Raw genomic sequence first — 24,574 nt, forward strand, 5'->3', positions numbered from 1 at the left:
TCAGTGGTCAGCCGGGAGCCAGCTGCCGTGGAATCCCGAGGGCACGCGATGCGAAAGCTGAACGGTCGCAATCGGTCCATCGGCCAATGATTGCGCATCGAACACCGCCAGGTCGCTGCGGCATTCGGCGCCGCGGTAGACGGTCGCCAGCAACCAGCCGTCGCCTTCTTTCGCGTCTGGGCTGCGGGGGACGAACACCGGCTCCGAGGCGCGGTCGCCCGGCGGAAGGTAGTGCAGCGTGCGGCGGCCGGTGACGGCGTCGAAGTGCGCCAGACCTTCGTTTCCCGCGCCGTAGATGGGCTCGCGCTGGCAGGCATACCAGCCGTGGCGATACGGCAGGCCGGCGCGGCGGTCGTCGATGCGCGGAAACTCGCCCGCGAGATCATCGAGTTGCCGTTGCTCGAAGCGGTTGCTTGCGCCAGCCAGATCGAAGGTCCAGCGGCACATTCGTGCCACGCTGCGCCGCGGGTCCGTCGGTCGGCCGTCCGGGTGCGGAAACAGCGGCGGCTCGTCGTAGCGCATCACGTCGGCGACGATGCGGGTGCCGCCCCGCGCATCCTGCTCTTCCCAGGCGTTCATCACGTGGAAGGCATAGCCGGCCTCGCCTTCGAACCACCGGATGTTTTCGATGGGGTCGTTGCGCGACAGCACGCCCACGCGCGCGCCGAGTTCCGGCTCCCACGCAAACGGCGGCATGCCGCGTTCGGCGCGTGCCATGCTTGCCGTCAGAGGAAGCACCGGGAACAGCACATGCCGCGCCGTCACTGCAAAGTCATGCACCATGCTCGCGAAGGGCGCCTCGAAGCGATCGAAGCGCGTCACGGTACCCGCCGGATCGATGGTGCCGTAGGTCATGCCACTGGAGAGCGGGCCGCTCGTCCCATAGCCGAAGAAAACCAGTTCACCGGTCACCGGATCGGTCTTCGGGTGCGCGGTGAAAGGCCCCTTCAACCCGCCGCCGAAATCGAAAGGCCCGCGCGTTGCCAATGTGCCGGGCTCGATCTCGACCGGGAGGTGCGCCTCCTCCAGCGCGAGCAAACGCCCGGCGTGCCATGCAACGTGCGTGTTGGCGACACCTTCGTCAGCCACCCCGGCGGCGGGCCCGCCGTCGGGCATCGGGCGGCCGAATCCATCGAACAAGCGACGGCCGGCGGCATGCTCGGCTTTCCAATGGGCGGTGCGGATCCAGCGGTTGCGATAGCTGGCGCGGCCATTGCACAGCTCAAAGGCATGCAGCATCCCGTCGCCGCCGAACAGGTGTGCATCGGCACTCGGGAACTGCGGATTGGGGCCGTTGCGATACAGCGTGCCGTTGAGTCCTGGAGGCAACTCGCCAACGATCGGGAGGATCGCGGCATCGGCTTCAAAAGAAATAGGACTGCCGTTCACGCGGCGCGGCGGCGTGAAGACATTGGTGCGTGCGGGACTCTCAGCGGACATATCGACTCCTCGAAATTCATATTGACGCTGTCAATACCGGGTATTGAAAGACGATCGAAGATAAAAGTCAAGTAAAATTGACGGCGTCAACATCTGACTTTTGACCTTCGAGAACTCCATGCCTGCATCGCCAAAGCGCCGGAACGCCGCCCCACTCGCCTCACGCAGTCGCCGCAAGGCCGCCGCCGAAGCGCCTGCACCCTATCACCACGGCGCGCTGCACGCCACGCTGCTTGCGGCCGCACAGGACATCATCGAAAGCCAGGGACTCGAAGCGCTCACGCTGCGCGCCGCGGCACGCGCCGCAGGCGTCTCGCATGCCGCGCCCAAGAATCACTTCGGCGATCTGACCGGCCTTTTGAGCGAGCTCGCCGCGGTGGGCTTTCGGCAGTTTGCCGAGGCCCTGCGCGCCGCGGGCAACGAGGGCTCGTCGCCAGGCGCACGCTTCGACGCGGCCGGCCTCGCCTATGTCACCTTCGCGCGGGAGCACCCCGCCCTGTTCTTGCTCATGTTTCGCGGCGAACGCCTCGACATGACGCGCCCCGCATTGCGCGAGGCCGCCGACCAGGCCCGCGCGGCACTGGCCGGCGCGGCAGCGGACCGGCTGGGCCTTGCGCCGACAACGGATGCCGAAGTCACGCCCGAACAGGGAGCCACGATGATTGCCGGATGGGCGCTGGTGCATGGCTTTGCCATGTTGCTGATCGATGGCCGCCTGGACGCGGTGATGTCGCGTTGGCCGGACGAGACCAACTGGCAATCGCTGCTGAGCGCCGTATTCAATGCGCGCCGCCCTCCTCAATGATGAAGTGCACCGCCCTCAGTCGACCACGCGCACCGGCAACTGCGAGAACCCGTGCACGAATGACGATCGCACGCGCGTCGGCGGGCCGACCACTTCGATCGCGCTGAACCGCTCCAGCAACTCTTCCCACAAGATCTTGAGCTGAAGTTCGGCGATCCGGCTGCCCACGCAGCGATGAATGCCGAAGCCGAACGACAGGTGCTGGCGCGGGCGTTCGCGATCGATGATGAAGCGCTCCGGCTCGGCAATCATTTCCTCGTCGCGATTGGCCGAGAGATACCACATCGCGAGCTTGTCGCCTTTGCGGATCTGCTTGCCGCCGAGTTCGGTGTCTTGTGTCGCGGTTCGCCGCATGTATGCCAGGGGCGTTTGCCAGCGGATGATCTCCGGCACGAGGCTGTCGATCAAGGCAGGGTTGGCGCGCAGCTTGGCCATTTCCGCGGGATGCTCGTGCAGTGCGAGCAGGCCGCCCGTCATCGAGTTGCGCGTCGTGTCGTTGCCGCCCACGATGAGCAAGACAAGATTGCCCATGTACTCCATTGGCCCCATATTGCGCGTCGTCGGGCTGTGGGCCAGCATCGACACCAGATCGGGCCGCGGCGGCGCGTTGACGCGCTCGTTCCAAAGTCCGGTGAAGTAAGCGAGCATCTTGCGCAACTCGGCCATGCGCACGTCAGGCTCAGGCGCATCGGGGTTGGTGCGCTTGTTAGCGGTGGACATGTCCGACCAATGCGTCAGCAGACGCCGATCCTCCAGCGGAAAATCGAAAAGCGTTGCCAGCATCAGCGTCGTGAGTTCGATCGACACGCGGTCGACCCAGTCGAAGGGCTCGTTGCGTGGCAATTCATCGAGCACCTTGCGCGTGCGTTCACGGATCAGGCCCTCCCAGGTCTCCAGGTTCGACGGAGCGGCGATCGGGCTCACGACCTTGCGTTCTTCGTCGTGCCGGGGCGGGTCCATGGCGATGAACATCTGCAACTGCTGCTCGCCGGGCGGGAAATCCATCAGTGTGATGCCGCCCTTGGACCAGTCGGACGAGAAGATCTCGTGGTGCGTCTCGACATGCATGATGTCGCGATAGCGCGTCACCGACCAGAAGTCGCCAATGCCTTCGATGCCACTGTGCGAACGGTGCACCGGCGCTTCGCGACGAAGCCGCGCGAAGACGTCGCCGATCGTGTCGTCGACGAACAACTGCGGATCCGACGGATTGAGCGCATCGAGCGGCATCGACATGATGCTCGCTCGCGATGTTTTCGCCGCACAGGCGATTTCCGGTTTCTCCTCCATCATCGACCTCCATGTGCCCTCAATCAGGGTCATGCCGAGAATCGGCCGCACCCGGGCGCTTGTCAAGACTTCGGCGTCGCGCGAGGGCTCATCCTTCTTGAGGAAGACATGGCCGCACGCCGTCGAGCGTGGGGGAGTCACGCGGAATGACGCAACGACTGGCCAATCTCGGTGTTGACAGTTCGCGGCGCTTTTGCACGCGAGGCGTAGTCCTTGTACGCAGGCATCGCCAGAGCGGCAAAAATGCCAAGGACCATCGACAGACCGAGCACGCAAGCGACGATGAGCACGACGCTGCTTGTTCCACCCTTTTGGGCGACGAGCACAAGCTGCCCTTCCTGGCTCCGATTCACGGCCCGCGCATTCTCGATCACGCGCTCGCAATGGCGGTAATAGGCCGCATCGGCAAAGAGCGGCGGCAAGATGAAGATGGCCAGCACATAGACGAAGTAGCCGACGATGACGACCACCGGCACCGCCCGCCCGAGGGCTGCCGCTGGAACCAACAGCATGTAAGGCAGGAAGAAGTAGATGGCGGCCTTGCCCCACATCTTTCGGTAGAGCAGCCAATAGAGCGTCACGAAGAAAGCCGGCCAGTGCCAGCCGGCCGATGTCTTGCGCCGGTGATCGAAGAGCGCGAACCTGGCGAGGTAGTGTTCCCGGTTCTTCGGCCCGACCGCAGCGGCGTAGAGTTCCTGCAGACCCTCTTGGGCATCGCGGTCGCTGTCGAGCCGGCCGAGCAGGCTTGGACGTTGCGTCGTGCCGCCGCGCCCGATGGGCTCCTTTTTGACGCTGATGCCGCAACCTGGACAGAGGGCATGCATGGGTCCGTTCAACGTGCCGCATTCAGCGCAAAACATGGATGGCGGTCCTTTCGGGATCAGGCAAAAAATGAGCCCCGAAAGCGTAACAGGGAGTTAACTCGCTGTGAATCCCGACTTGCCGTGGAGCGCGAAAGGGAAAGGGAAAGGAAAAGGGGCCGGTCCGATCTCGCCTGATTCGAAGGCAGAAATTTTCATCGCAGGCTCTCGCCGCCGTTGCAAAATCGCGTGATCATGATGACCGAGCCAGGAAAACTTTCCGACGAAGACCTCCTTGACCGCGCACACCAGTTGCGCCTTCTGGCGCTGCGCGGGCACGCGGAAGCCCGCGGACCTGCACACGTTCATGAACGGGAAGTCCGGCGACGATTTGGCAGCAGCACGACGATGAATGCTTCGCTGGAGCCTGCTCAGCGCAAGCGCCCCTTCTGGCGGTTCTGGTAGGCGCGCAGATCCGACAAGCGCGAGTTGCCGGAGCCGAGAGCGAATTCACGCATCCCTATGCCAGAACCCCCGGTGTGGCACGGACGCTTCATCTTCAAGTAGCGGCCCGATCACTTCCACGCGGCGTTGCCCGCGCGCAAGGACCTCCCGGCAGGGCAGCGAAAAGGTCGGGTTCTCTGGATGGTCCCCCGTGAGCCCGAGCAGCGAATGCTCGGACAGCGCATAGACCACGCGACCAATGCCGGTCCAGTAAACCGCGCCGGCGCACATGCAGCAGGGCTCGGCACTGGTAAACAAGGTGCATCGCGCGAGTTGCTCAGGCGTGAGTCGGCGGGCGGCCTGGGCGGCCGCCACGAGCTCGGCGTGCTGTGTCGGATCACCTTCGGGAGGCATCGAGTTGTTGCCGGCTGTCGTGACGACCTCGCCATTGGCGTCGGCCACGAGCGCTGCAAAGGGATGGCGCCCGCGTTCACGGGACTCGTTGGAGAGTCTGATCGACAGGCGAAGCAGTTCAATGTCGCGCGCCGACAGTGTTTCTGGCGTAGAGGAATTCATTGTCGAGGAGAGGGATGGCTTCATGTTGCTTGAAAGAGGTGGGACAGGGCGCTCAGGCGCTCGCGTTTTCCACTGGCGTGCGCAAAGAGGGGCGGAAACGACATCGGCAACACACCCACACTGACCGACACTGCCACGATGATCGCATTGCGCGTACCCTCGAATTTGACGCGCGACAGCAACTCAATGCCGGCCACGGTGGTCATGCCAAACATCACGATCGCACAGCCGCCCAGAACAGGGCGCGGCACCGACGCGATCAGCGCCCCGAGCTTGGGAAACAGCCCCATCAGACAGGTTGGCGCGATGGTGATGCGCGTCTGGAGCGGTCGCTGGACCGACCGCCGGAAGAACAGGCCCGCGTACCTGCGCGTGTGCGGCGTCTTGGCCGCGCTGCTGTTCGCGGCGCTGGGTGCCGCTGCCACGTTGGGCGAGGATCGACTTGTCGGCTCTTCCTTCTTTCGTTCGGGACTGATGGGCCTGCTGGTCATCAGCGGCGTGTGCGTGTCCGCCTGGCACGGCGTCGCCTACACGGAACTGGCGGTGCTGTCCGGTGCGGGACGCACGGGCACTGCGCTCGGCATGGCCAATACAGGTGTCTTCGTGGTGTGCTTTTTGACACCGCTCTTGATCCCGCACATGCTGGCGATGCAGGGATGGGCGCTGGTATGGTTTGCGGCAAGCGGCTGCGCCGTGCTTGCCGTGCCGCTACTCGTACCCGCGAACCCCCAGCTTGCGCTGCCGGCAAAAGCGCGCCAAGTAATCTCCGTAAAGAAGTCCTCGATCATTGAATGACGACGTGCGCTCGATTTGCATCCGCGTCGAAGTGAAGCGTGCTCGGCCAGGCTGGCCACTTCGCCCCGATCGCTGCTGCATGACTCGGATCGCCACTGCGGGCGAAAGCTCCCAACGCGCCCTGCATCACGCCTGAAAGCGCCAGCCGCCCGGGCTCATTCGCGTGCGTGAACGAGATACGCGAGTACAGCGACGGCCCAAAATTTCCGAACACGAACGGCAGGTCGAATGTGTGCGCAGCGCCGAATATCTTGTCGAATGGCGCTGGCAGTTCATCCCAGTCAAACTCGTAGGCCCAGACCGAAGCTTGTTGCGTGCGCAACGCGTTCAACGCATCGTCCCGAATCGCCTTGAACCAGATCCGATTGAGTTCGGCGGCACGCGAATCGAAGCCGGTGGCGGGCGTCGCCGCGGGCAGATAAGCTGGCGGCACCCATTGCTGGATTGAGGTCTGCGGTGCAGCTTCCGGATCGTAGTGCGCCGCAAGCGCAAAGACTGCCGCATCGTCGAGGAGGCGGCCGCTTGTTCCGCCGAGATCCGGACGCAACGCGAACAACTGGGGAAAGAGCTTCGTTTCGTCGCGGGCGAGGCCTGCGAGTACCGGCACATGAACGTAGCGGCCCGCGCGGATTTCAGCGATCGGGTCCTTGGCGACGACCCAACCGTCCGGAATCGGATTTGAAGCGGCCATGCCGCGGTGGGCAAGGCGCGCGCGAACCACCTCCAGGATCGAATCGGCCGAACTGGAGCGCATCCAGTCCGCCATGGCCGCCGCACCAGTCTTCGAAACCAGCTGACGTGCATCCGACTCGTCGGTTGCACGGCCTTGCGACATGAGCATTTCATCAAGCAGCGCATCGCCGCGCTTCGCCCACAGCGCCGCCGGCAACACGCCGGGAATGGCACCCTTCGGCAGGGATGCCGCTGTGGAGATACCGCCACTGAGGACGACCGCCCTCTGGAACGGCGGCTTGTCGCGCGCCAGCAGCATCGGCGATGTCAGCAATGCATAGACGTTCACGGCACCTGCCGACTGGCCCATCAGCGTCACGCGGCGAGGGTCGCCGCCGAATTCCGCGATGTTGGCGTTCACGAAATCCAGCGCCTTGACGATGTCGAGCAGCGCGAAGTTGCCCGAGTCTTCCTCGCGTTCTCCGGTCTTCAGTTGAGCCTGATTCAGGAAACCGAAGACGCCGAGCCGGTAGTTGACTGTGACCACGACAACATCTTCGTTGCGCGCGAGCGCGGCGCCGTCGTAGACCGGGTCCGCCGTGTAGCCGGTGATGTTGCTGCCTCCATGAACGAACACGACCACAGGCCTGGGCTTGGCGGCCGGCGAGGCAGGCGTCCAGATATTGAGGTACAGACAGTCTTCCGATCCGACAGTTTTGCCGAGCGCAGTGCCGATCGTGTCGTCGTAGCGGTTGTGCAGGCCGGGACCATAGAGGCGCCCGGTCTGAACGCAGGCGGACGCGAACGCGGTGGCGGACCGCGCGGAGGTCCACCGCTCGGGCTCGCGCGGCGGGCGCCAGCGCAGATCGCCTACAGGGGCTCGTGCATACGGAACGCCCTTCCAGTTCCAGGTTCCGCTGCCCGTCGCATCGTCACTGCCGATCACGGGGCCCGATGTGGTGTTGCGCTGCATGGCTGGCTTCGGTCCGGCGACCATCGCGCATCCGGCCATCAGCACCATGAGGAAAACCACTCCCGCGCGTGCGAGCCCGCACTTGCCTCGTGGCATCGCGCTCATCATTCGGCCGTGATGTTGGCAGCCTTGATGATCTGCGCCCACTTGCGCGTCTCGCTGGCGATGAACGCACTGAACTCGGCGCTCGTGCTTGCACGCAGCTGCAGTCCGGCGGCCTCGGCCTTGCGACGGACATCCGCGTCGGCCACCGCGGCATTGATCTCGGTGTTCAATCGCGCGACGATGTTCGCCGGTGTTCCTGCGGGCGCGAGCATGCCGTACCAGCCATAGCCGACAACGGAAGGCAGTCCCTGCTCGCGGAAGGTCGGCGCTTCCGGGTAAAGCGGCGTGCGCTCTTCGGTGGCGACTCCCAGGACTCGCAGCTTGCCGGCCTGAATGTGAGGTACGGCCGTGGTGATGGCTGTCAGGGTGGCGTCGATCCGCCCGGCAAGAAGCTCGGTGTAGGCAGCCGCATCGCCGCGGTATTGCACGACGATGCCTTTCGCGCCTGCGGCACGCAGCAGGAGTTCGGCCGTCAAATGAGGCGCGGAGCCGGCGCCAGGCGATCCGAACGTCGCTCCGTTGGGATTCGCCTTTGCATGCTTGATGAACTCCGCAAGCGTCTTGTAGGGCGCGTTGGCATTGACCACCAGGAACAAGGGAGCGATGGCCGTGCTGGAGATGGACGCGAAGCTCTTGTGCACGTCGTAGGGCAGATCCTTGTAGAGCGCCTCGCCGATCGCAATCGGTGCTGCCGCATGCAGGAGCGTGTAGCCATCCGGAGGCGCCTTGGCCACGAATTCGTTGGCGATGCGCGTGCCGGCACCGGCCTTGTTCTCGACCACCACGCCCTGCCCGAGTTTGTGGCCGAGGAATTCGCCGAGCACGCGCGTCAGGATGTCGTTGGACCCGCCTGCGCCATAGGGGGAGATCATGCGGATCGGCCGTGCTGGCCATGCTTGCGCCTGGCTCGGCAGGCACCAGGGCGTTGCAAGGCCGGCTGCGGCCAATGTGAGAAAGTGTCTGCGGTTCGTTGTCATGTTTGCTTGTCTCCGTTGATTTTGTCTTTGCGTTTTGTCTCAGCAATCAGATCGGCTCGATAGGCTGGATCGGCGGATAGTCGAACCGCAACTCCAGGTGGTCGGCATGCGGTTGATAGAGCCGCAGCACGACGTAGAACAAGTCGCCTTTCGGCGCGGGAAGCCAGTTGACGCCCGGCCCTGGATCCTCCGCCTGGAGCCGTATCGCAAGACCCCCGTCGGCGTCATGGCGCAGGCCCGGCGTGCGATCGCCGATCGAATACCGGTTGATGGCATTCGCAACGAAGAGGCAGTCGCTGCGGCGGTACATCGTGAGCGACCAGAAGGCACCCACTTTCAAGCCCCTGCCCGGCGCGAAGCGCAACTCGTAGCACCGCGATCCATCCAGCGGTGCGCCGCGCGCGTCCACTTCCGCCGTGGGGTACATCGCTTCCTCTACGCCGAGCGCGCCGATGAAGTTGCGGGCGATACGGGCGCGCGTCAGATAGTCGTCGCCCCAATGGGTCTTGACCATCACCGGGATAGCCCAGCCTCCGCCCAGATCGTGCGGCTGGTTGCTCGTGCGCAGACGCTCGTAGACCATGGCGAGCGTCGCCGCGAACCCGATCGATTCAGGAGGCCATGCCAGGGCTTCCCCAGGCAGCGGCGGATTGCGCCGCAATGCTGCGCTCACGATGGACAGGTACAGGTCGGCAGCCGGTGTGCCCGCATCGCGGCCGTCCATCCATGTGTCCACGCGCATGGCCGCATCGGCGCCATCGGGGCGGACGAGCCGCATCGAGCGCTGCGACTCGCGGACGCGATCGGCGTCTTCGCCATCGTCCTCCACCAGATGGCGCCCGATCAGCCATACGTCGTCGCCGGGTGCGGCAATCGTCAGCGTGATACCGGGCGGAACAGTCCCGTGCCAGCCGGGTCCGTGCACCAACGTGCGTTGGGCCCTGTTGCCCGTGGTCCGGCGTCCCACATAGGCAAACGGGTTCGTCCACGCATCGAGCAGCCCCAGGGTCCAGTAGCGTTCGCCCATGTCGGGCGTCTCGATGATGACCGGTCCTTCAGAGAGGTCCAGCCACGCGTTGCTGTAGACCGTGTCATTGTTCGGGCTGACCACTTCCTTGTCGTTCGGACCGAGCCGACGGTGGGTGTGAGTGAACTGATTGACCCATCGCATGGTCGATGCAGGGTCCGGCGCAGCAAAGCCGAGAACCGGGTGGCGGCGCGCGGTTGTCGCGGCGCGCATGCGCATCATCTCGAACAGCGGCAGCGTCTGGATCACCGCGTCTTCGCAGGCGTCGGTGACCATGGGGGTGCGGGTGGTGAAGGTCGTCTTCGAATCCATGGTTTTCTCGTTGATATCAGGCCAATCAGGCCACCGCACCGGCGCGGCGAAGTTCGTCGATCTCGTTCGCAGCGAGTCCGAGCTCACCCAGGAGCAAGTCCGTGTCGGCCCCGCACGCCGGAGCCGCCGGCGGTTTGGCGCGCGGCGCGTCACCGAGCCGGTAGGGCAGCGCCAGTGACGGGTAGCTCTGACCGTCCGTGCCAATGGCGTCGACCAACAGTCCGCTCGCCTGAACGTCGGCACTCTGCAGCACCTGCCGGTAACTGCGCACGAAGCCGACGACGATCTGGTTCCGGCTCAACAGCGCCACGCATTCTTCGCTGGTCAATGACGAGAGGCATTCACGCAGCACGATGCGAAGCTCGCTGCGATGCTGCACCCGGAGCGCATTCGTGCGAAATCGAGGATCGGTCGCGAGCGACTCGCGCCCCATCACGCGGCAAAACCGCGCCCAATGTTCGTCTGCATAGGCGGACAGCACGATATGCCCGTCGCGCGTCGGCACCACCTCCGCCGCGGGGGCGTTGTTCGGCTGGCCGTCGCCGATGCGCGTCGGCTCGGGCGCGCCGCCCAGGTAGTCGCACCACGTGGTGGCCTGCAGATGCATGGCCACTTCGAGCAGCGACGTGCGCAGCGTCTCGCCCACGCCGGTCTGCGCGCGGCCGTACAGCGCGGCGAGCACCGCTTGCGCACCCAGGTGCGCCGCGGCAGCATCGATGATCGGTACACCCACCTTCTGAGGGAGGCGGTCCGGCTCACCCGTGACCGACATCAAGCCACTCTCCGCTTGTGCAGCGATGTCGTAGCCGGGGCGTTCGCTCGACGGCCCCAGGTCCCCGAAACCCGAAATCGACAGATAGATGACCCTCGGAAACCGCTCGCGTACGGCCGAAGGCGCCAGACCCAGCGCCTCGACGGCACCCGGGCGCAGGTTCTGGATCACCACGTCGCTGTGGGCGATCAGGCGCCAGGCGATCTCCCGACCCGCCTCGCTCTTGAGATTGAGCGCAATCGACTGCTTGCCGCGACTGTAGGCGCGGATCATCGATTCGCCATAGCGGCCGATGTGTCGGGCCTGGTCGCCCGCCAGCGGTTCGATCTTGATCACCTGTGCGCCGAGTTCGGCCAGCACCATGGCTGCGCCCGGTCCGGCGATGTACTGCCCCATGTCGATCACGCGCACGTTTTTCAACGGCGCCGCGGGCCCGGATGTCTCTCTAGGTTCTGAGTTCATTGGCAGCGACGTTATCGAGTTTCGCGATTCTTGAAAATTCGATAATCGTGAAGGAGTGATCACGGATCGCTATACCCCACGGAACCTGGAATGCACACGAAAACCGACCGCTTGATCCGCACGCTGCGCCTCAGACACCTCGAACTGCTTGTCGCACTTTCCGAAGCGCCCACCATGCGCGGCGCGGCGGCACGCCTGCATTTGAGCCAGCCGGCGATCAGCAAGATGCTCGGCGAAATCGAGAGCTGCTTCGGGGCCAAACTCTTCGAGCGCAGTCATCAAGGGATCCACGCGAACGCCGTGGGATCAAGCGCCGTCTTCCGGGCCCGAGCAGTGCTCAATGAGCTGGCCCGCGCCACCGAGGACGTCGATGCCATGCAGAGCGGTATCACTGCGGTGCTGCGCGTGGGCGCTCCGTCGGTCACCGCGACCATTCCAGCGGCCATCGTCGAGCTGCGGCGGCGAATGCCCGGCGCGGCTGTTCAGTTGCGGGAGGGTCGCGTCCATGAGCTCATCCATCGCCTGCTGGACGGCGAACTCGACTGTGTTTTTGGAGCCATCACTCCTGAGCTCATCTCCAGTGACGTGATCGGCTTGCTGGAACCTGTCGTGCTGCTGGAAGATCAGCTGTGTGTGCTTGCGTCCAGTGCGAACGAGAGCGTGACCGGCCGCCGGTTGCGATGGGCCGACCTGCAAGCCGCGCCGTGGGTGGTGCCACCCAAGGAAACGCTGGTCAGGCAGGCATTCATGACCGCCTTCCTCAACAGTGGCGTGACGCCGCCCGTGCCGGTCATCGAGGCGATGTCATCGGTGACGATCGGCACCGTGCTTCGCAAGGATCCTTCGCTGGTGTGCGCGGTGCGACTGGAACATGCGCTGGACGAAACGGCCCGAGGTRGTGTGCAGAGGCTCGAGGTGCTGCCCCGGATGATCCTTCCCTCGTTCGGCCTGTTCTTTCGACGAGACGGAACGGAAAGGCCTGCGATCGTCACAGAGTTCGCGGATGCAATACGCCGCGTCAGCGGGAACACGGTGCCGAAGAGGCGACTGACCGGGAAGTAGTGCCAGCGATTCAGTGGGCGCTGCGGAGCTTCAGATTGCCGAAGTCCATGAAATCGGTCGGCGCAAAGCCGATGTCCGCACGCACCGGCGCCTGGGCCTGACGCTCCCTCGACTTCTCGCGCAGACGGGCCAGGTCGGCTCGCACCTCTTCCAGGGTGCGCATCGGCTTGGCGGATGCGGGTGCGACCGATTCGCGAACTGCAGCCTTCACCGGATCGGCCGAAGGCTCCTGGACCATTGGAGCCGCCGCGGCAACAGATGCCGCAGGTGCAATCCGCGCCGCCGGCGCCGCAGGCAATTCACTTCGCCGGGTTTCGATTCGCGACGGCATCGGAACCACCCTTCGCGCCGCGGCTCGCGGAGCTGGACGCATCGGCACAGGCTTCGTCAGCACAGCCCAAAGGCCGTGAAGGATTCGAGTGAACGTGCCGAAAGATAGGGATGCTTCCATGGCGGACCAGCTGAAAAAAGATGGCGCGATTGTGTGACTGGGTCGACTGAATCCAAATGACCTACAACCGCTCGCGATGCGCGAATTGCGCAAAACTGCACGCTGCGTTGATTTGGGTGATCCCGCCTTTGTGGACCTCCCTCGCACCCTGCGATGCGTTTTCAGGGCGCCGAGGGACCGGCCTTCAGATAGGGCATCGGATCGACGGCATGSCCCCCGCGCCGAACCTCGAAGTGCAGCCGGGTCACGCTCGAATCCGTGTTTCCCATCTCGGCGATCTGCTGGCCGGCCTGCACTTGCTGGTTCTCCCGAACCAGGATCTTGCGGTTGTGCGCGTAGGCGGTCATCAAGTCCTTGTCGTGCTTGACCATGACGAGATTGCCGTAACCCCTGAGCGTCGAGCCCACATACACCACCCGCCCCTTGGCCGCCGCTACGACCGGGTCGCCAGGATTTCCGCGAATGTCGATGCCCTTGTTGGAGCCGCCATTGAATCGCCCGCTGACCTGCCCCGCCGCCGGCCACAGAAAGGTTCCCGCCGCGGCGCCCGGGCCCGGCGAGGCTGTGACCTTGGCAGACTTGGTCGAAGCGCCCTTGCCCGCGGCCGCAGAACGTGTGGGCGCCTTGCGCTTCGCCTGGCGCTGCGCCTTGCGTTTGGCCGCGGTCGATGGGGCCGACGACGCTTTGGACGAAGAAGAAGCGCCGTCAGCGCGCGTGGTCGACGAGGTCGACGGCGGCGACGCTGTGCGCGTCCTCGATGTTTCCTTGGGCGATGTACCGCATGCAACGACAAGGGCGCAAAGCATCGCGCCAAGGCCGAGCCGGCCGAGCCGGCCGATCAACGACCCGCGGGCGGAGGGCTGAAGCGCGTCTCGGCGCCCATCATGCTCGAGCATTCCTTCAACAGCGCCAATGAGCGCGTGACTTGGTGCGTCATGCGATCGTTGAGACTCTTCGCGCTGCGAAACATCGGCAGCACCACCAATGAGCCCACGCCTGCGACGACGATGGGGATGACCACGTAAATCCAATGCAATTCCAACTTCGACTCCTTGTTCCAGTTCGGAGTCAGTCTGCATGCTCCCCCGCTGCATTGCCAATCCGCTGTTTGGACCGGTCTGCACATCGGAGGGCGATCGAATGAGTGCAAATTTCACGAATCGTGCCGCGGTCTCGCATGCGCGTCCCGCTCGGCGAGATTGGCGGCGCGCACCCAGTAAAAATCCTTGCCCGCCCGCGCAGGGCCGACCCGAAGCACCTGCCGAGGCACCGACCGGATCTCTTCATCGGCTCCGCAGTACAGCGGCAGGCTTCTCTCGGTCCTGTGGTGAGCCTCCAGCAGCTCGCGCAAAGGCACCTGGATGCTTTCGACCGACTTGGACGACGACCGCACCTTCACGAATTCCCGCGACACGACGAGCTTGCTCGGCGCCTCGAATTCGACCGTTTCCAGCAGTCGACGGGTCTTCCAGACGGCAGTGACCGCCGGCGCCATCATGACCGCATCGGGTGTCGAATAGCGAGGAAGATGCGCGCTATCGGCAGCGGCAAGACATGCCAGCAAGTGCGGCGTGAGTTCGATGCTGACCGAACCGGAATCCGTCGTCGGGGAAGGCCGGATTTCGATGATTGCCGTTCGGACAGTGTGCCTCGCGCTTTCCGCGACCATGGCGCGAGCACGTCGGCGCCGGGCTTTGACGTGTGCGAAAGCTGCAAGCCCGGCCACCGGCGAAGCAGCTGCGAATACCTTGATCGCGAAGAGATCGTCGCCCGTAAATATCAAGACCGAGTCCTCGGGCAACGAAAGCGGCGACAGGCCGTGAAGAGAGGGTCGGGGTCGGAGTCGGAGTCGGTCATCGAAAGTCGTTCAAGCGCGAAACGTATAGGTGCGAACGTCTCGCGGAACGCATGTTACCTGCGAAGCCGCGTTCCACAGGGAAGACGCACGTTGCCGCGGAAGGGGAATCAGCTTCCGAAGACCCAGCGTCTCCACCACGGACGAGGCGGCGCCGGCGGTTCTTCGGCAAGCTGGTGCATCAGGCTGGTCCTGACGCGGCGGCGCAATTCGACCTCCAGCGCATGTGCGACGCCGTAGGCCGACTTCTCTCCACGCGAGGCGCGGGCGCGCCACTCCGTTGCATAGGCTGCCAGCGCTTCTTCGTCGAGGCTGGCGAGTTCTTCACTGGAGGGTATGGCGGACATGAATCGATGATCGAAAAAAAGCGGGCTGCAAGATCGAGAATCTACACGAGTGAGTGCGCGCGAGCTTCGCGCGCTTGCTTGACTCGCATTCTTGGCAAACCAGAAAGGAAAAATGAATGTTCAATCACGTCATGATTGGCAGCAACGACATCGAACGCTCCAAACGGTTCTACGATGCGGTTCTTCGTGTGATTGGCGCGGAGGGCGCGCCTGTTCGCAACGTTTCGGCGACAGGTCATGTTCGTCTGTTCTATCGCCATGACGGAAACACGCTGGCGATCAGCGAGCCCATCGACGATCAACCTGCCACGTGCGCAAACGGAGGAACCATCGCATTCAAGTGCGCGAGCCCCGAACTGGTGAAAGCGGTTCACGACGCGGCCGTGGCGCATGGCGGCATATCTATCGAAAATCCACCAGGACTGCGCGACGATGCGTTGGGCAAGTATTACCTCGCCTACGTACGCGACCCGGACGGCAACAAGCTTTGTGCCATTCATCGGGTGCGTTCCTAGGCTGTACGGATCGTCTAGCTTTGTGATGTCCTGGCGCGCAACGCCCAGGCGGCGAGGCTGGCGACCTGCCACCAGATCAGCCCCCAAACGATGATGACCGCCAGCCATCCAAAGGGTGAAGGACTTGCCCAGCCCCACGCTTGCGCGGAGGCGTAGACAGGCAGCCCTATCACCTTCAGGAGCGTGAGAGGCAAATAGACCGAGTTCCCGATGAAAGAGGCAAACGGCCCCGGCGGAAACAGAAAGCCGCTCACGTGAAGAAGCACGAGCATTGCGAAGATGTAGCGACTACGCATGAAGGTGGATGATCGCACGGGATTAGAGTAGCCGACAGCCACCCTGCGTCCGGACCTGGAGCATGGCTTCAGGCTTGGCATCTCCACGCCCCTGTACGAACCGCTCGATGCAGAGCATCGATATTTCATGTCCAAACACCCACACCCGTTTCGCGCTGAATGGGCGCCCAGCATTCCACGCGAGCTCATGGCCGGCGCGGTCGCCACGTTCGCCCTCATTCCAGAGGTCATTGCTTTCTCCTTCGTCGCAGGTGTCGATCCTGCTGTCGGACTGTTCGCCTCTTTCGTCATCAGCATCGTGATCGCCTTTGCCGGGGGAAGGCCGGCAATGGTTTCTGCCGCAGCAGGCTCCGTTGCCTTGGTTGCTGCTCCACTCGTACATGCGCATGGCGTGCAGTACCTTCTTGCCGCCGGCATCCTCGCGGGCGCTGTTCAAATCCTGTTCGGGTGGCTGCGCCTCGGCGCACTGATGCGATATGTGTCGGGCTCCGTTCGCACCGGCTTCGTCAACGCGTTGGCGATTCTGATTTTCTCGGCGCAGATGCCGCACCTCATCGGCGCCAACGGCGCCACATGGGTGATGGTCGCTGTCGGCCTGCTGATCATTTACGGATTGCCAAGGCTGACGACCATCGTGCCGTCGCCGCTGGTCTGCATCGTCGTGCTCACCCTCGTTGCGCACTGGATGCATCTGCCATTGAAGACGGTGGCCGACCTGGGCCATCTGCCCGACGGCTTGCCGACGTTCGGCTTGCCTCAGGTACCGCTGTCTTTGGAGACTTTGAAACTCATCGCCTTGCCGGCTGTGGCCATCGCGATGGTGGGACTGCTCGAATCCATGATGACGGCCAGCGTTGTCGACGAGCTCACGGACACTCCGAGCTCCAAGAACCGCGAGTCCACCGGCCTCGGTATCGCCAACGTTGCCGCGAGCTTGTTCGGAGGAATAGCTGGCTGCGGAATGATTGGGCAGACGGTGAGCAACGTTCGCTATGGCGGACGCGGACGTTTGTCGACGCTGTTCGCGGGCGCCTTCCTGCTGATCCTCATGGTGCTTCTGAAACCCTGGGTGTCTCAAGTGCCCGTCGCCGCATTGGTCGCCATCATGGTGATGGTGTCTGTCTCTACGCTGGATTGGGGTTCTGCGCGTGCGCTCTTGAAGCACCCGAAGCTTTCGAGTGTCGTGATGGGCGCAACTGTGGCGGTGACCGTTGCCACTGCCAACCTGGCCGCCGGGGTGACTGTCGGCGTGCTGTTGAGCGGCTTGTTCTTCACCTTCAAGGTCTCGCGTCTGCTTGTTGTCGTGAAGACAGGAACCGAAAGCTTGACCTATCGGGTCTCCGGACAGGTCTTCTTTGCATCAGCGGACATGCTGGTCGATGCGTTCGACGTGCGGGACGTCGAGGGCAAACCCGTCTGCATCGACGTCAGCGAAGCCCACTTCTGGGACATCACCGCCGTGAACGCCTTGGACAAGGTGTGTCAACGGCTGCGTAAACATGGAAGCCCGGTGGAGGTTGTCGGCTTGAATGAACAAGGCCGAATGTTGGTGTCGAAGCTGGACCTCGGTATCGAGTAGCCGGCATCTTCAGTCGCATGGCTGAAAGCGCTTGCACTCGGCGGTGGCGTGAATCGATGTCACGGTGTTCTCGCCATCGATGTGCCTCGAGGTGAACTTGACCCATGATCCTTCCGGGATATCGGCGAGCAGAGAGCGGTCGGGCAGTCTGAAGGTCTGCGTCGCGAAGGGAATCTTGGACCCGGGCAACAGCCTCAACCGAACGTAGAGCTTGCCGCCGGAGTCTTCGTACGATGATGAGAGTCGCGCTCGCGTGAACACCGGGGCTTGCTCGCTGGCCTGCGCCGCAGCGCCGCTCATTGCAATGACGCTCATCGCGGCCGCAATGGTTCTGCACAAGGCTCTCGACATCGTTGACTCCTTGAGTTGGCTCGCATTCTGCATTTCCCGTCAACTTCTATTCGAGAGTGTGATCAGCTTTCAGTTGCCCGGGAGGCGATAGGAAAACTCATAAATGTGAGTGCCATCCGCGACACTGATCTTGAACTCACCCTCGATACCAGTCAGATCTTCTGTTCCTGAGTCCGGCACGACGGTGACAGATAACGAGGCCAGGCCGCGATTCATGGTGCCAGTGTGTTGCAGAACGAATGAGCCGTTCTTTCCCGCCAGAACGCCAGTGACCCGCTCAATGGCAACGTAGGCGGCTGAACCTTTGATGCTCGTCCCGGCACTCAGCATTTGGCCGCGTGTCGTTGCTACGAGGTCACCTGATATCTGCTTGTTGATGGTCAAACGACCCAGTAGCTTCGGCTCTACGTCGTCCCCTTCGAAGGGCATCGGTAGGAGAGTGACGGCGAATGTACCTTTTGCTGTTTCGGTCATTGAGGCTTTCATGTGCACGCGGAGTAGCCACGGCGAGAGTCAAATGGTGGCGAACGCAACCTTCAGTCGGTATTCATGCTACGCCAGCGAAGCCGGTCCGCGTCGCGATGACGACCTTTACTCATTCATGCTCGCACCAATCCGAGTTTGCGCAGCTGCGTCTCGAGTTCGGCTGTCGTGGTCCAAGGCAGGATTTCCGAGTTCTTTCGCTCGTCCGGTGGATTTGACGGCAGGCCATCAGACCATCCCCCATGTCCGACGAGAGGCAGCAATGGCCGGCCGTGCAGCCACGCAAGACAAACTTCGGAAATAGTGCCGGCCCTGCCCCCGATGACGATGCAGGCATCACCAGACAAGGCCATGAGCAAGTTGCGCGCGTCACCCATGCCGCAGGGCACAACTACCGTTGCTGGCCAATCCGGCGGCGGCATCTGGTCAGGTGGCACGATGCTCAACACCAGACCGCCTGCGCCCATCGCACGCTCGGCAGCAACTCTGGTTGCGGGACTACCGCAGCCGCTGACCAAAGTCATGCCGAGCGAAGCGAGGAGCGCCCCCGCTTCGCCGGCCCGCTCAAACGCCGAGGAGCCGGGTTCGGCACTGCCAAGAACACTAACTTGAGGCCGGCGAATGAATGGTGTCGTCATGGTCTGACTGTAGCGGGCCGGCAAGCGCGCCTATATCGAAGGTCTTGATCCGCGGGCCGCCCTCGAAACCATCGATGTTCCACACCGCCTGCGGACCGGTCCCACCCAGCGCCCGCCGGCACACAACGCTGCCATCGTCCAGGTCGAGCTTCACGTGCAGCGTCCATCCACTGCCGGTCTTGTCAGGCTCGACGCGCACCAGCGCATAACCGTTGCCGGTACCGACAGCCGCCGTAACGGCCTGGCCCTTGATCTCGCGACCTCCGAATTTCATGTCGACCGGCCCGTCCAGCCAGAACTCTTCCGGCCGCGAATTGGCAAAGGGCCAGGGCGAATACAGGCCCGACGAGACGATGGAGATCACTTCCACCGGTCCGTGCCGCCCCGTCATCCACAGGCTGGACACGCTGGACATGTGGCGGTCGCCGGCCAGCAGGATGACCTGTCGCACCGGGCTGTCGCGCAGCAGTTCCAGCAGGTCGAACTGCGACTTCGGATAGCCGCTCCAGTCGTCCAGGCCGATGCGCTCGGGCCCCCTGCCGAAGACCGCGGCGCGTGGAAGCGGCAGCAGCGCGACCGATGACACGATGAAAGCGGGTGAATCGGAAGGAAGGTCTTTCACGATCTTCGCCAGATCGAGTCCATCCTGGATGAGCGCGTCACCCAACAGGTGCGCGCCGGTCGTGGGACGCAGCACGCGGCGCTGGCGCTGGCTGCGCGTATCCAGCACCTTGAAGAGACGGCCGGCGACCTTGATGTCGTAGTTCAGTTCGTCGAGCGCCGGGTCCTTCGCCGGGTCCTCCACCCACTTGTGCTGGTTGGCGCGATAGGCGCGCAGGGCCGCCCTCTCCAGCCCGCCATTCAGGGAACCTGGCTCCCAGTTGTCTCCCACTTCGTGGTCGTCGAGCATGGGATAGGTCGGAAGCCGGCGCGTCGCGGCACGCCAGGAGGCAAGCCCGAAGCCCTGGAAGTAGGCGTGCTCGACAGAATCCTTGCCCGCCGGATCGAACAGGCCGGCGGTCTCGTCCACGTACACCTGATCACCCACCAGCAGCAGCAATTGCGGTCGTTCACCGGCCGACGCGCTGTCCACCTGCTGGACCAGCCGCGCGCAGGAGCGCTGAGCCGGGATTTCGTCGAACAGCCCGGGCGGGTATTGGCAACTGGCGAGCGCAAAGCTGAGTGGGCTCCGGGCACCGGAGGTGTCCATCGCCGCCTCGATCCAGGCCGGATCGAGGCGCACGACTGCCGCGTCGAGGGCGTCCGGCAGCCGCTCGCAGCACTGCGGCGTCAACAGCTCCATCACCTTCCTTCGCGTCTCGCCGACGACAGATCTCCTGGGCGAATGAAACAGCGCGTTCACCTCCTCCCAATCAGAGATGTCGAACACGCGCAGCAGCGGCAGATCGTTGTGCACCGTGACGACCGCGAAGCCTGCGTACTTGGGCAGCTCGCTGGCGACCAGCATCACTTCCAATGCACGATGGCGCAGCTCGTGATTGGACGTTGGGTCGATCACCATTTCGTCAAAGCAGAAGCACAGCTGCGCGCCATCGCGTTTCAAAGGGACGTAGACCACCCCCAAGCTCGTGGCACGCGCCGGCGGCGGCAGCACTGCGAGCCGGCAGTGCAGCAGCTTGCCGTCATCGGCTGGACCAACGCGCCCCAGCACAGGCCCCTTCCAGGGCAGTTCGACACGCAATGCCGGTTCCTCCGGATCGGGCGGCTCGGGGTCCAGGCGGCTGCATTCGTCGAGGAAGCGAACCACGTGTTGAAACACCTCCTTGTCCGCGTGCTCGCCGATCAGGCAGTCCTGGTGCCCGTAAGCGTCCAACACCACCAGGCGATGGTGATGATCGTCCTCGCGCACGATGTCACCGCTCTCGCGAGGCGGCTTTTCGAACCAGTCCTTTTTCTTGTTGCCGAAGACGGCGCGCAGAAGGATGAAACTGTCCCAGGCGCCGCGCCAATCGAAGACCGCGTTCTGGCGGCCGTGCAGGAGCATCACGGGAAAGGCAAAGCGCTCGGCAATGTGCTTCTGCGTCACCACCCGGTTCATGCCCTGCGCATCGGTCAGCAACTGCTCGCGCGCATAGTGGCTGACCTGCGCGAGCCCCTTTGCCATGACCCAACCGTAGATGTCGCCCAGATAGGGCAGCAGTGGGTCGCCGATGTTCGCCAGACGCATGGTCTGGCCGAAGATGCCATCTGCGCGATGGCGCACGGCTGCGAAGCCGGGGACCTTGTGAAGGCGTCCGCTCTCGCCATCATGGTCGGGATAGGGGAAGGTGGCCAGCACTGCGTCGGCCAGCAGCACCGCGGGTGTCCGCTCCGCCGGCGTCACGTCGAACTGCTCGGTGCCGAGGTACTGCTCCAGGTAGCTGGCCAGGTAAGCGCGAAAGCGGTTCATCGGGCTGGCGCGCAGCAACGGGCCGACCTGCGAGAGCACCACGGCGCCAATGGATTTGTACAGCTTGTCTTCATTGCGCAGCAGTTCCACACAGAACATCGCCGAGCCGATGCAATGGGCCACCACATCGAGCTGCGCCGCCCCGGAGAGGCCCTTCACATGCGCAATCGCGTCGGGGATGTCTTCGCGCGAGACCTCGTCGAAGGACCAGTACCGGCGATGGTCCAGGTTGAGGCCGATGCTGGTGCGCAGGTCCAGCACCCAGACGTCGCGCCCGGCCTTCATCAGGGTGCTGACCAGATTGTTCGGCAGCATGACGTGCGCGAAAGTGGAGCCGCTGGCGCCGTAGCCGTGGATCAGCAGCACGGGCCGCGCGCCCGGGGGGTCTTTCCGGGGGCGGTAATGCGACAGCTTCCGCAACGGCAGCGCGTCCGTGGTCGTGTACTTCGTGAGATCGAAGTGCGGCACGTCATACACGACAGGGTCGACGCCATCCACCTTTCCCGGCATTCGGCCGTTTTCGCGCGCGGTCTTGTGGTTGTCGTCCGGCGGCAGGAAGCTGACCAGGTGAATGTGCAAGATCACGCGCAGCAACCACAGGCCCAGTTCGGCCAGATCGCCCAGCGCATTGGGCGCATCCTGCTGCGCCGTGATCTTGAGCAGCGGGATGAACTGCTGCACGAAGAAGTCCAGGTCAAGGCGCAGCACACCGCCGTCGTTCGCGCCCATGTCGAGTCGGCCTTCGCTCAGCTGCCGCCACGGGTTGGCGTCCTCCGTCAGGGCCAACCGCTTGGTGAAGTGCATCGTCCGGCCCTTGCGCACCGGCGCGTCCTTGTCGGCCTTGGTCACGGTCCATGCGTAGCGCAGCAGGCGCGCTTCGCCAAAGTGCGTACACAACACGCCCAGGATGTACTCGGCGCCCGGGCTGTGGCCCAGCAGATCCGCCAGCTTGCGCCGTACCAGGCCAAGTACGCGCAGCATGCGATCCTCGCGGTTGGAGGATTCGCGCACCAGCAGCTGGACCTGGCCGGTGCAGGCGGCGGTCGAGGGCGTGCCGTCCGCGGCGGTGAAGCGCAGCGTCACTGCGCGCTGAGCCACCGTGCGCGGCAGGCGGCGCAGGTCCGACGCGGCGAAGGGCGCGAACTCGGCCACGGCTTCCAGCGCAAAGGGCTTGCCATTGACGTGAATGTCCCCTCGCAGGCACTCGCGAATGATCAACTGGGTGGGCAAGGGTGCGGCCGCATGGCTTCGGTCGCGCCGCACCGGGCGCGGCACGCTTTGCAGCCTGGAACTGCCGCGCAGGACCAGGCCCCAGTCCTTCGACAGCATGGGAATGGAGCGCTCGGCCAGCGCCGCGATGGTCAGCGCCGGGTTGATGCCCAAAGCCACCGGAATGATCGAGCCGTCCAGCACCGCCAGGCCGGGCAGCAGACCCGCCTTGGCGAAGACGCGTCCATACGAGTCGACCACGCCAGCGTCGACGGCGTCGGCCATCGGGCAGCCACCCAGCGGATGCACGGTAGCAGCACCGATCTTGGCACCCAGCGGACCGACGTCGGGCAGCGGCTGCCACAGCGGATTGGGCAGCACCCGGCCGCCCAGGCCGCCGAGCCCGAAGAGCCCGCCGTGCGCATGGTGCAGGGCGTCCATCTGCTGCGCGAAGACGGGCAGGTCGCCGACGCCGAGCCACGAGATACCCACCTGCCCATCGCTCAGGGGCGTGTCGGCGTCGCCGGGCTTCAACTCGATCAGGCCGTCGGCGCCGTCGTCGCCCATCATTCCGTACACCGCGGTGTACTCGAGTGCGGCGTCGCTGACCGCCAGCGGATCGTCCAAGGCATCGTTTTCGCTGTGGAGCCGCGAGTCGTCCTCCAACAGCCCGTGCAGGGCTTCGCTGCAAGTCACCACTTCGGCGAACGCGCGGCGCAGCGCGGCTGGAATGCCGAATTCCTCGATCACCACCGGCCGGCCGACTCGGCCCTTCTTGCGCAGCAGCCCCGTGATGGTCGGACCGACGTTGCGCCGATCCGGCGCGTCGCCTTCCTTTGCGCAGGCGTGCGCCAGGGGCTTCTGGCGATGGGCCACGGCGATCAGGTCGCCGTTGGTGGAAAAGCAGCGGCCCAAGCTCTTGCTGCCGCCAACGGGTAGCTCGTCGCCTTGCGAGCGCAGCAGGATCTCGGTGGAGCCGAGCGAGCCGGCCGCCAGGATGACCCGGCGCGCGCGCACTGTGTAGCAGCGCTTGCGGTCGGCACGCGCCTTGTCGGGGTCGGTCAGGAAGAAGTCGACTTCATAGCCGTCATCAATGCCGTCATCAACGGTGCGCAGGCGGTGCACCGTGGCACCGCAAAACAGCCTGGCGCCATTGGCCTGCGCCATGGCCAGGTAGTTCGCGTCCAGCGATTTCTTCGCCCGAAAGTTGCAGCCGCTCACGCAGTCGCCGCACTTGATGCAGGCTCGCGTGTCGACGCCCGCGGGGCTGGTGCCGTCCTTGAAAGCCACGGCGAGCCAAGCCTTGCGCGCGGTGTTGGCGTGCATGGCGCGCCCCGCCTCCATCAATGAATCGAGCTTGGCGACACTGCCCGGGATCTGCTCGGGCATCAGCATGGCGCTCGCATGGCCATAGTCAGACTTGAGCGCGTCGGCCACGCGCAGCGCCTTGGGCCAGCGCTTGTCGTCGAAGGCATCCGCCGTTGCCCTCTCCATCACCGCGGCATTGATGAGCGAGCCGCCGCCCAGCCCGTTGCCCAGCACCACGGCGACCGTGCCCAGGCGCAGGTCGAAGAGGCCCGTGGGCCGGCCGCGCGCTGGCTTGCCGTCCTGCTTGCTGAAGCGCACGTGCCCGGGGATTTCGCCGAAGGTGGCGGGGAACTCGCCCGGAAGGTATTCGTTGCCGCGCTCGAGCACGTAGACCTTGACCGCGGGTCCGCCAGCCGCCGGCTTTGCGCCCGCCAGACGCGCCGCGGCCACCGCGCCCCCGTAGCCGCTGCCGACGATCAGCACCTCGCAATGCCAACCGTCGGGATCTTGCGCGATCTCGTCGACCAGCACCTCGGCGCCGGTGGACAACCAGCGGTCGTTCGCTTGCTCGTTCATCGCAACCTCCATGGCGGGGAAGCCCGCCGTTTTTTCTTCTTGCT

Annotated in this window: 24 protein-coding genes and 1 pseudogene; 6 read left to right on the forward strand and 19 right to left on the reverse strand. The window is 64.4% G+C overall.

What is annotated here, in order from left to right; translation table 11 throughout:
* Complete coding sequence (locus tag AC1DMA_RS05355) at positions 1 to 1,440, reverse strand: carotenoid oxygenase family protein (RefSeq protein WP_478143509.1); 1,440 nt, start codon at positions 1,438 to 1,440, stop codon at positions 1 to 3.
* 118 nt (positions 1,441 to 1,558) lie between these two features.
* On the opposite strand from AC1DMA_RS05355, the gene AC1DMA_RS05360 reads away from it, so the two are divergent.
* Complete coding sequence (locus AC1DMA_RS05360) at positions 1,559 to 2,245, forward strand: TetR-like C-terminal domain-containing protein (protein WP_478124084.1); 687 nt, start codon at positions 1,559 to 1,561, stop codon at positions 2,243 to 2,245.
* 15 nt (positions 2,246 to 2,260) lie between these two features.
* Here the strand turns inward: AC1DMA_RS05360 and AC1DMA_RS05365 are convergent, their stop codons facing one another.
* Both AC1DMA_RS05365 and AC1DMA_RS05370 read right to left on the reverse strand, forming a co-directional pair.
* Positions 2,261 to 3,481 (reverse strand): cytochrome P450, encoded by a 1,221-nt coding sequence (locus tag AC1DMA_RS05365; protein ID WP_478143510.1) that lies wholly within the window; start codon positions 3,479 to 3,481, stop codon positions 2,261 to 2,263.
* A 191-nt stretch (positions 3,482 to 3,672) separates the two neighbouring features.
* The gene (locus AC1DMA_RS05370; RefSeq protein WP_478143511.1) at positions 3,673 to 4,395 is read right to left on the reverse strand and encodes a DUF2628 domain-containing protein; all 723 of its coding nucleotides are present in this window, start codon (positions 4,393 to 4,395) and stop codon (positions 3,673 to 3,675) included.
* Positions 4,396 to 4,584: 189 nt separating this feature from the next.
* Between AC1DMA_RS05370 and AC1DMA_RS05375 the strand changes: the two genes are divergently transcribed.
* Positions 4,585 to 4,800, forward strand: coding sequence for a hypothetical protein (locus AC1DMA_RS05375; protein WP_478143512.1), 216 nt, complete (start codon positions 4,585 to 4,587; stop codon positions 4,798 to 4,800).
* Positions 4,801 to 4,845: 45 nt separating this feature from the next.
* Here AC1DMA_RS05375 and AC1DMA_RS05380 read toward each other — a convergent pair whose 3' ends face one another.
* Entirely contained in the window at positions 4,846 to 5,379 is a 534-nt protein-coding gene (locus tag AC1DMA_RS05380; RefSeq protein WP_478143513.1) for a nucleoside deaminase, read from the reverse strand.
* The gene (locus tag AC1DMA_RS05385; RefSeq protein WP_478143514.1) at positions 5,376 to 5,645 is read right to left on the reverse strand and encodes a solute carrier family 23 protein; all 270 of its coding nucleotides are present in this window, start codon (positions 5,643 to 5,645) and stop codon (positions 5,376 to 5,378) included. The genes AC1DMA_RS05380 and AC1DMA_RS05385 overlap by 4 nt, the downstream gene beginning before the upstream one ends.
* 4 nt (positions 5,646 to 5,649) lie before the next feature.
* On the opposite strand from AC1DMA_RS05385, the pseudogene AC1DMA_RS05390 reads away from it, so the two are divergent.
* Positions 5,650 to 6,150, forward strand: a pseudogene (locus tag AC1DMA_RS05390) (MFS transporter); the annotation flags it as partial.
* Here AC1DMA_RS05390 and AC1DMA_RS05395 read toward each other — a convergent pair.
* Genes AC1DMA_RS05395 through AC1DMA_RS05410 form a run of 4 tightly spaced genes read right to left on the reverse strand, consistent with a single transcriptional unit; the run spans position 6,140 to position 11,450 of the window.
* On the reverse strand, positions 6,140 to 7,891 hold the full coding sequence (locus AC1DMA_RS05395; protein ID WP_478143515.1) for a carboxylesterase/lipase family protein: 1,752 nt from the start codon (positions 7,889 to 7,891) through the stop codon (positions 6,140 to 6,142). The pseudogene AC1DMA_RS05390 and the gene AC1DMA_RS05395 sit on opposite strands and share 11 nt — an antisense overlap.
* 8 nt (positions 7,892 to 7,899) lie before the next feature.
* Positions 7,900 to 8,877: a Bug family tripartite tricarboxylate transporter substrate binding protein gene (locus AC1DMA_RS05400; protein ID WP_478143516.1), complete on the reverse strand. Its 978-nt coding sequence runs from the start codon at positions 8,875 to 8,877 to the stop codon at positions 7,900 to 7,902.
* A gap of 46 nt (positions 8,878 to 8,923) precedes the next feature.
* Positions 8,924 to 10,216, reverse strand: coding sequence for a DUF1254 domain-containing protein (locus AC1DMA_RS05405; protein WP_478143517.1), 1,293 nt, complete (start codon positions 10,214 to 10,216; stop codon positions 8,924 to 8,926).
* A 25-nt stretch (positions 10,217 to 10,241) separates the two neighbouring features.
* Positions 10,242 to 11,450: a CoA transferase gene (locus AC1DMA_RS05410; protein WP_478143518.1), complete on the reverse strand. Its 1,209-nt coding sequence runs from the start codon at positions 11,448 to 11,450 to the stop codon at positions 10,242 to 10,244.
* Positions 11,451 to 11,540: 90 nt separating this feature from the next.
* On the opposite strand from AC1DMA_RS05410, the gene AC1DMA_RS05415 reads away from it, so the two are divergent.
* Positions 11,541 to 12,512 carry a LysR family transcriptional regulator gene (locus AC1DMA_RS05415; protein ID WP_478143519.1) on the forward strand — a complete coding sequence of 324 codons (972 nt, stop codon included), beginning with the start codon at positions 11,541 to 11,543 and terminating at the stop codon, positions 12,510 to 12,512.
* Between the two features lie 10 nt (positions 12,513 to 12,522).
* Here the strand turns inward: AC1DMA_RS05415 and AC1DMA_RS05420 are convergent, their stop codons facing one another.
* The 5 genes from AC1DMA_RS05420 to AC1DMA_RS05440 form a co-directional block, all read right to left on the reverse strand.
* A complete protein-coding gene (locus AC1DMA_RS05420) occupies positions 12,523 to 12,843 on the reverse strand; it encodes a hypothetical protein (protein WP_478143520.1) in 321 nt (106 codons plus the stop codon).
* A 281-nt stretch (positions 12,844 to 13,124) separates the two neighbouring features.
* Positions 13,125 to 13,859 (reverse strand): murein hydrolase activator EnvC family protein, encoded by a 735-nt coding sequence (locus AC1DMA_RS05425; protein ID WP_478124101.1) that lies wholly within the window; start codon positions 13,857 to 13,859, stop codon positions 13,125 to 13,127.
* A complete protein-coding gene (locus AC1DMA_RS05430; protein ID WP_478143521.1) occupies positions 13,802 to 14,005 on the reverse strand; it encodes a hypothetical protein in 204 nt (67 codons plus the stop codon). The genes AC1DMA_RS05425 and AC1DMA_RS05430 overlap by 58 nt, the downstream gene beginning before the upstream one ends.
* 111 nt (positions 14,006 to 14,116) lie before the next feature.
* Positions 14,117 to 14,746, reverse strand: coding sequence for a hypothetical protein (locus AC1DMA_RS05435; protein WP_478143522.1), 630 nt, complete (start codon positions 14,744 to 14,746; stop codon positions 14,117 to 14,119).
* Between the two features lie 182 nt (positions 14,747 to 14,928).
* Complete coding sequence (locus AC1DMA_RS05440) at positions 14,929 to 15,165, reverse strand: hypothetical protein (protein WP_478124104.1); 237 nt, start codon at positions 15,163 to 15,165, stop codon at positions 14,929 to 14,931.
* A 116-nt stretch (positions 15,166 to 15,281) separates the two neighbouring features.
* Between AC1DMA_RS05440 and AC1DMA_RS05445 the strand changes: the two genes are divergently transcribed.
* The gene (locus tag AC1DMA_RS05445) at positions 15,282 to 15,680 is read left to right on the forward strand and encodes a VOC family protein (RefSeq protein WP_478143523.1); all 399 of its coding nucleotides are present in this window, start codon (positions 15,282 to 15,284) and stop codon (positions 15,678 to 15,680) included.
* A gap of 14 nt (positions 15,681 to 15,694) precedes the next feature.
* Here AC1DMA_RS05445 and AC1DMA_RS05450 read toward each other — a convergent pair whose 3' ends face one another.
* A complete protein-coding gene (locus AC1DMA_RS05450) occupies positions 15,695 to 15,976 on the reverse strand; it encodes a hypothetical protein (RefSeq protein WP_478143524.1) in 282 nt (93 codons plus the stop codon).
* Between the two features lie 127 nt (positions 15,977 to 16,103).
* On the opposite strand from AC1DMA_RS05450, the gene AC1DMA_RS05455 reads away from it, so the two are divergent.
* Positions 16,104 to 17,555: a SulP family inorganic anion transporter gene (locus AC1DMA_RS05455; protein ID WP_478124107.1), complete on the forward strand. Its 1,452-nt coding sequence runs from the start codon at positions 16,104 to 16,106 to the stop codon at positions 17,553 to 17,555.
* A 9-nt stretch (positions 17,556 to 17,564) separates the two neighbouring features.
* On the opposite strand, the gene AC1DMA_RS05460 is transcribed toward AC1DMA_RS05455, so the two are convergent.
* From AC1DMA_RS05460 to AC1DMA_RS05475, 4 genes are all read right to left on the reverse strand, one after another.
* Complete coding sequence (locus AC1DMA_RS05460) at positions 17,565 to 17,906, reverse strand: hypothetical protein (RefSeq protein ID WP_478143525.1); 342 nt, start codon at positions 17,904 to 17,906, stop codon at positions 17,565 to 17,567.
* A gap of 69 nt (positions 17,907 to 17,975) precedes the next feature.
* Positions 17,976 to 18,380: a DUF3224 domain-containing protein gene (locus AC1DMA_RS05465; protein ID WP_478143526.1), complete on the reverse strand. Its 405-nt coding sequence runs from the start codon at positions 18,378 to 18,380 to the stop codon at positions 17,976 to 17,978.
* A 125-nt stretch (positions 18,381 to 18,505) separates the two neighbouring features.
* Positions 18,506 to 19,027 carry an SLOG cluster 4 domain-containing protein gene (locus AC1DMA_RS05470; protein WP_478143962.1) on the reverse strand — a complete coding sequence of 174 codons (522 nt, stop codon included), beginning with the start codon at positions 19,025 to 19,027 and terminating at the stop codon, positions 18,506 to 18,508.
* Complete coding sequence (locus AC1DMA_RS05475; protein WP_478143527.1) at positions 18,993 to 24,530, reverse strand: GMC family oxidoreductase N-terminal domain-containing protein; 5,538 nt, start codon at positions 24,528 to 24,530, stop codon at positions 18,993 to 18,995. The genes AC1DMA_RS05470 and AC1DMA_RS05475 overlap by 35 nt, the downstream gene beginning before the upstream one ends.
* Positions 24,531 to 24,574: the final 44 nt, after the last annotated feature.

The organism is Variovorax sp. 05N34 (assembly GCF_056397405.1).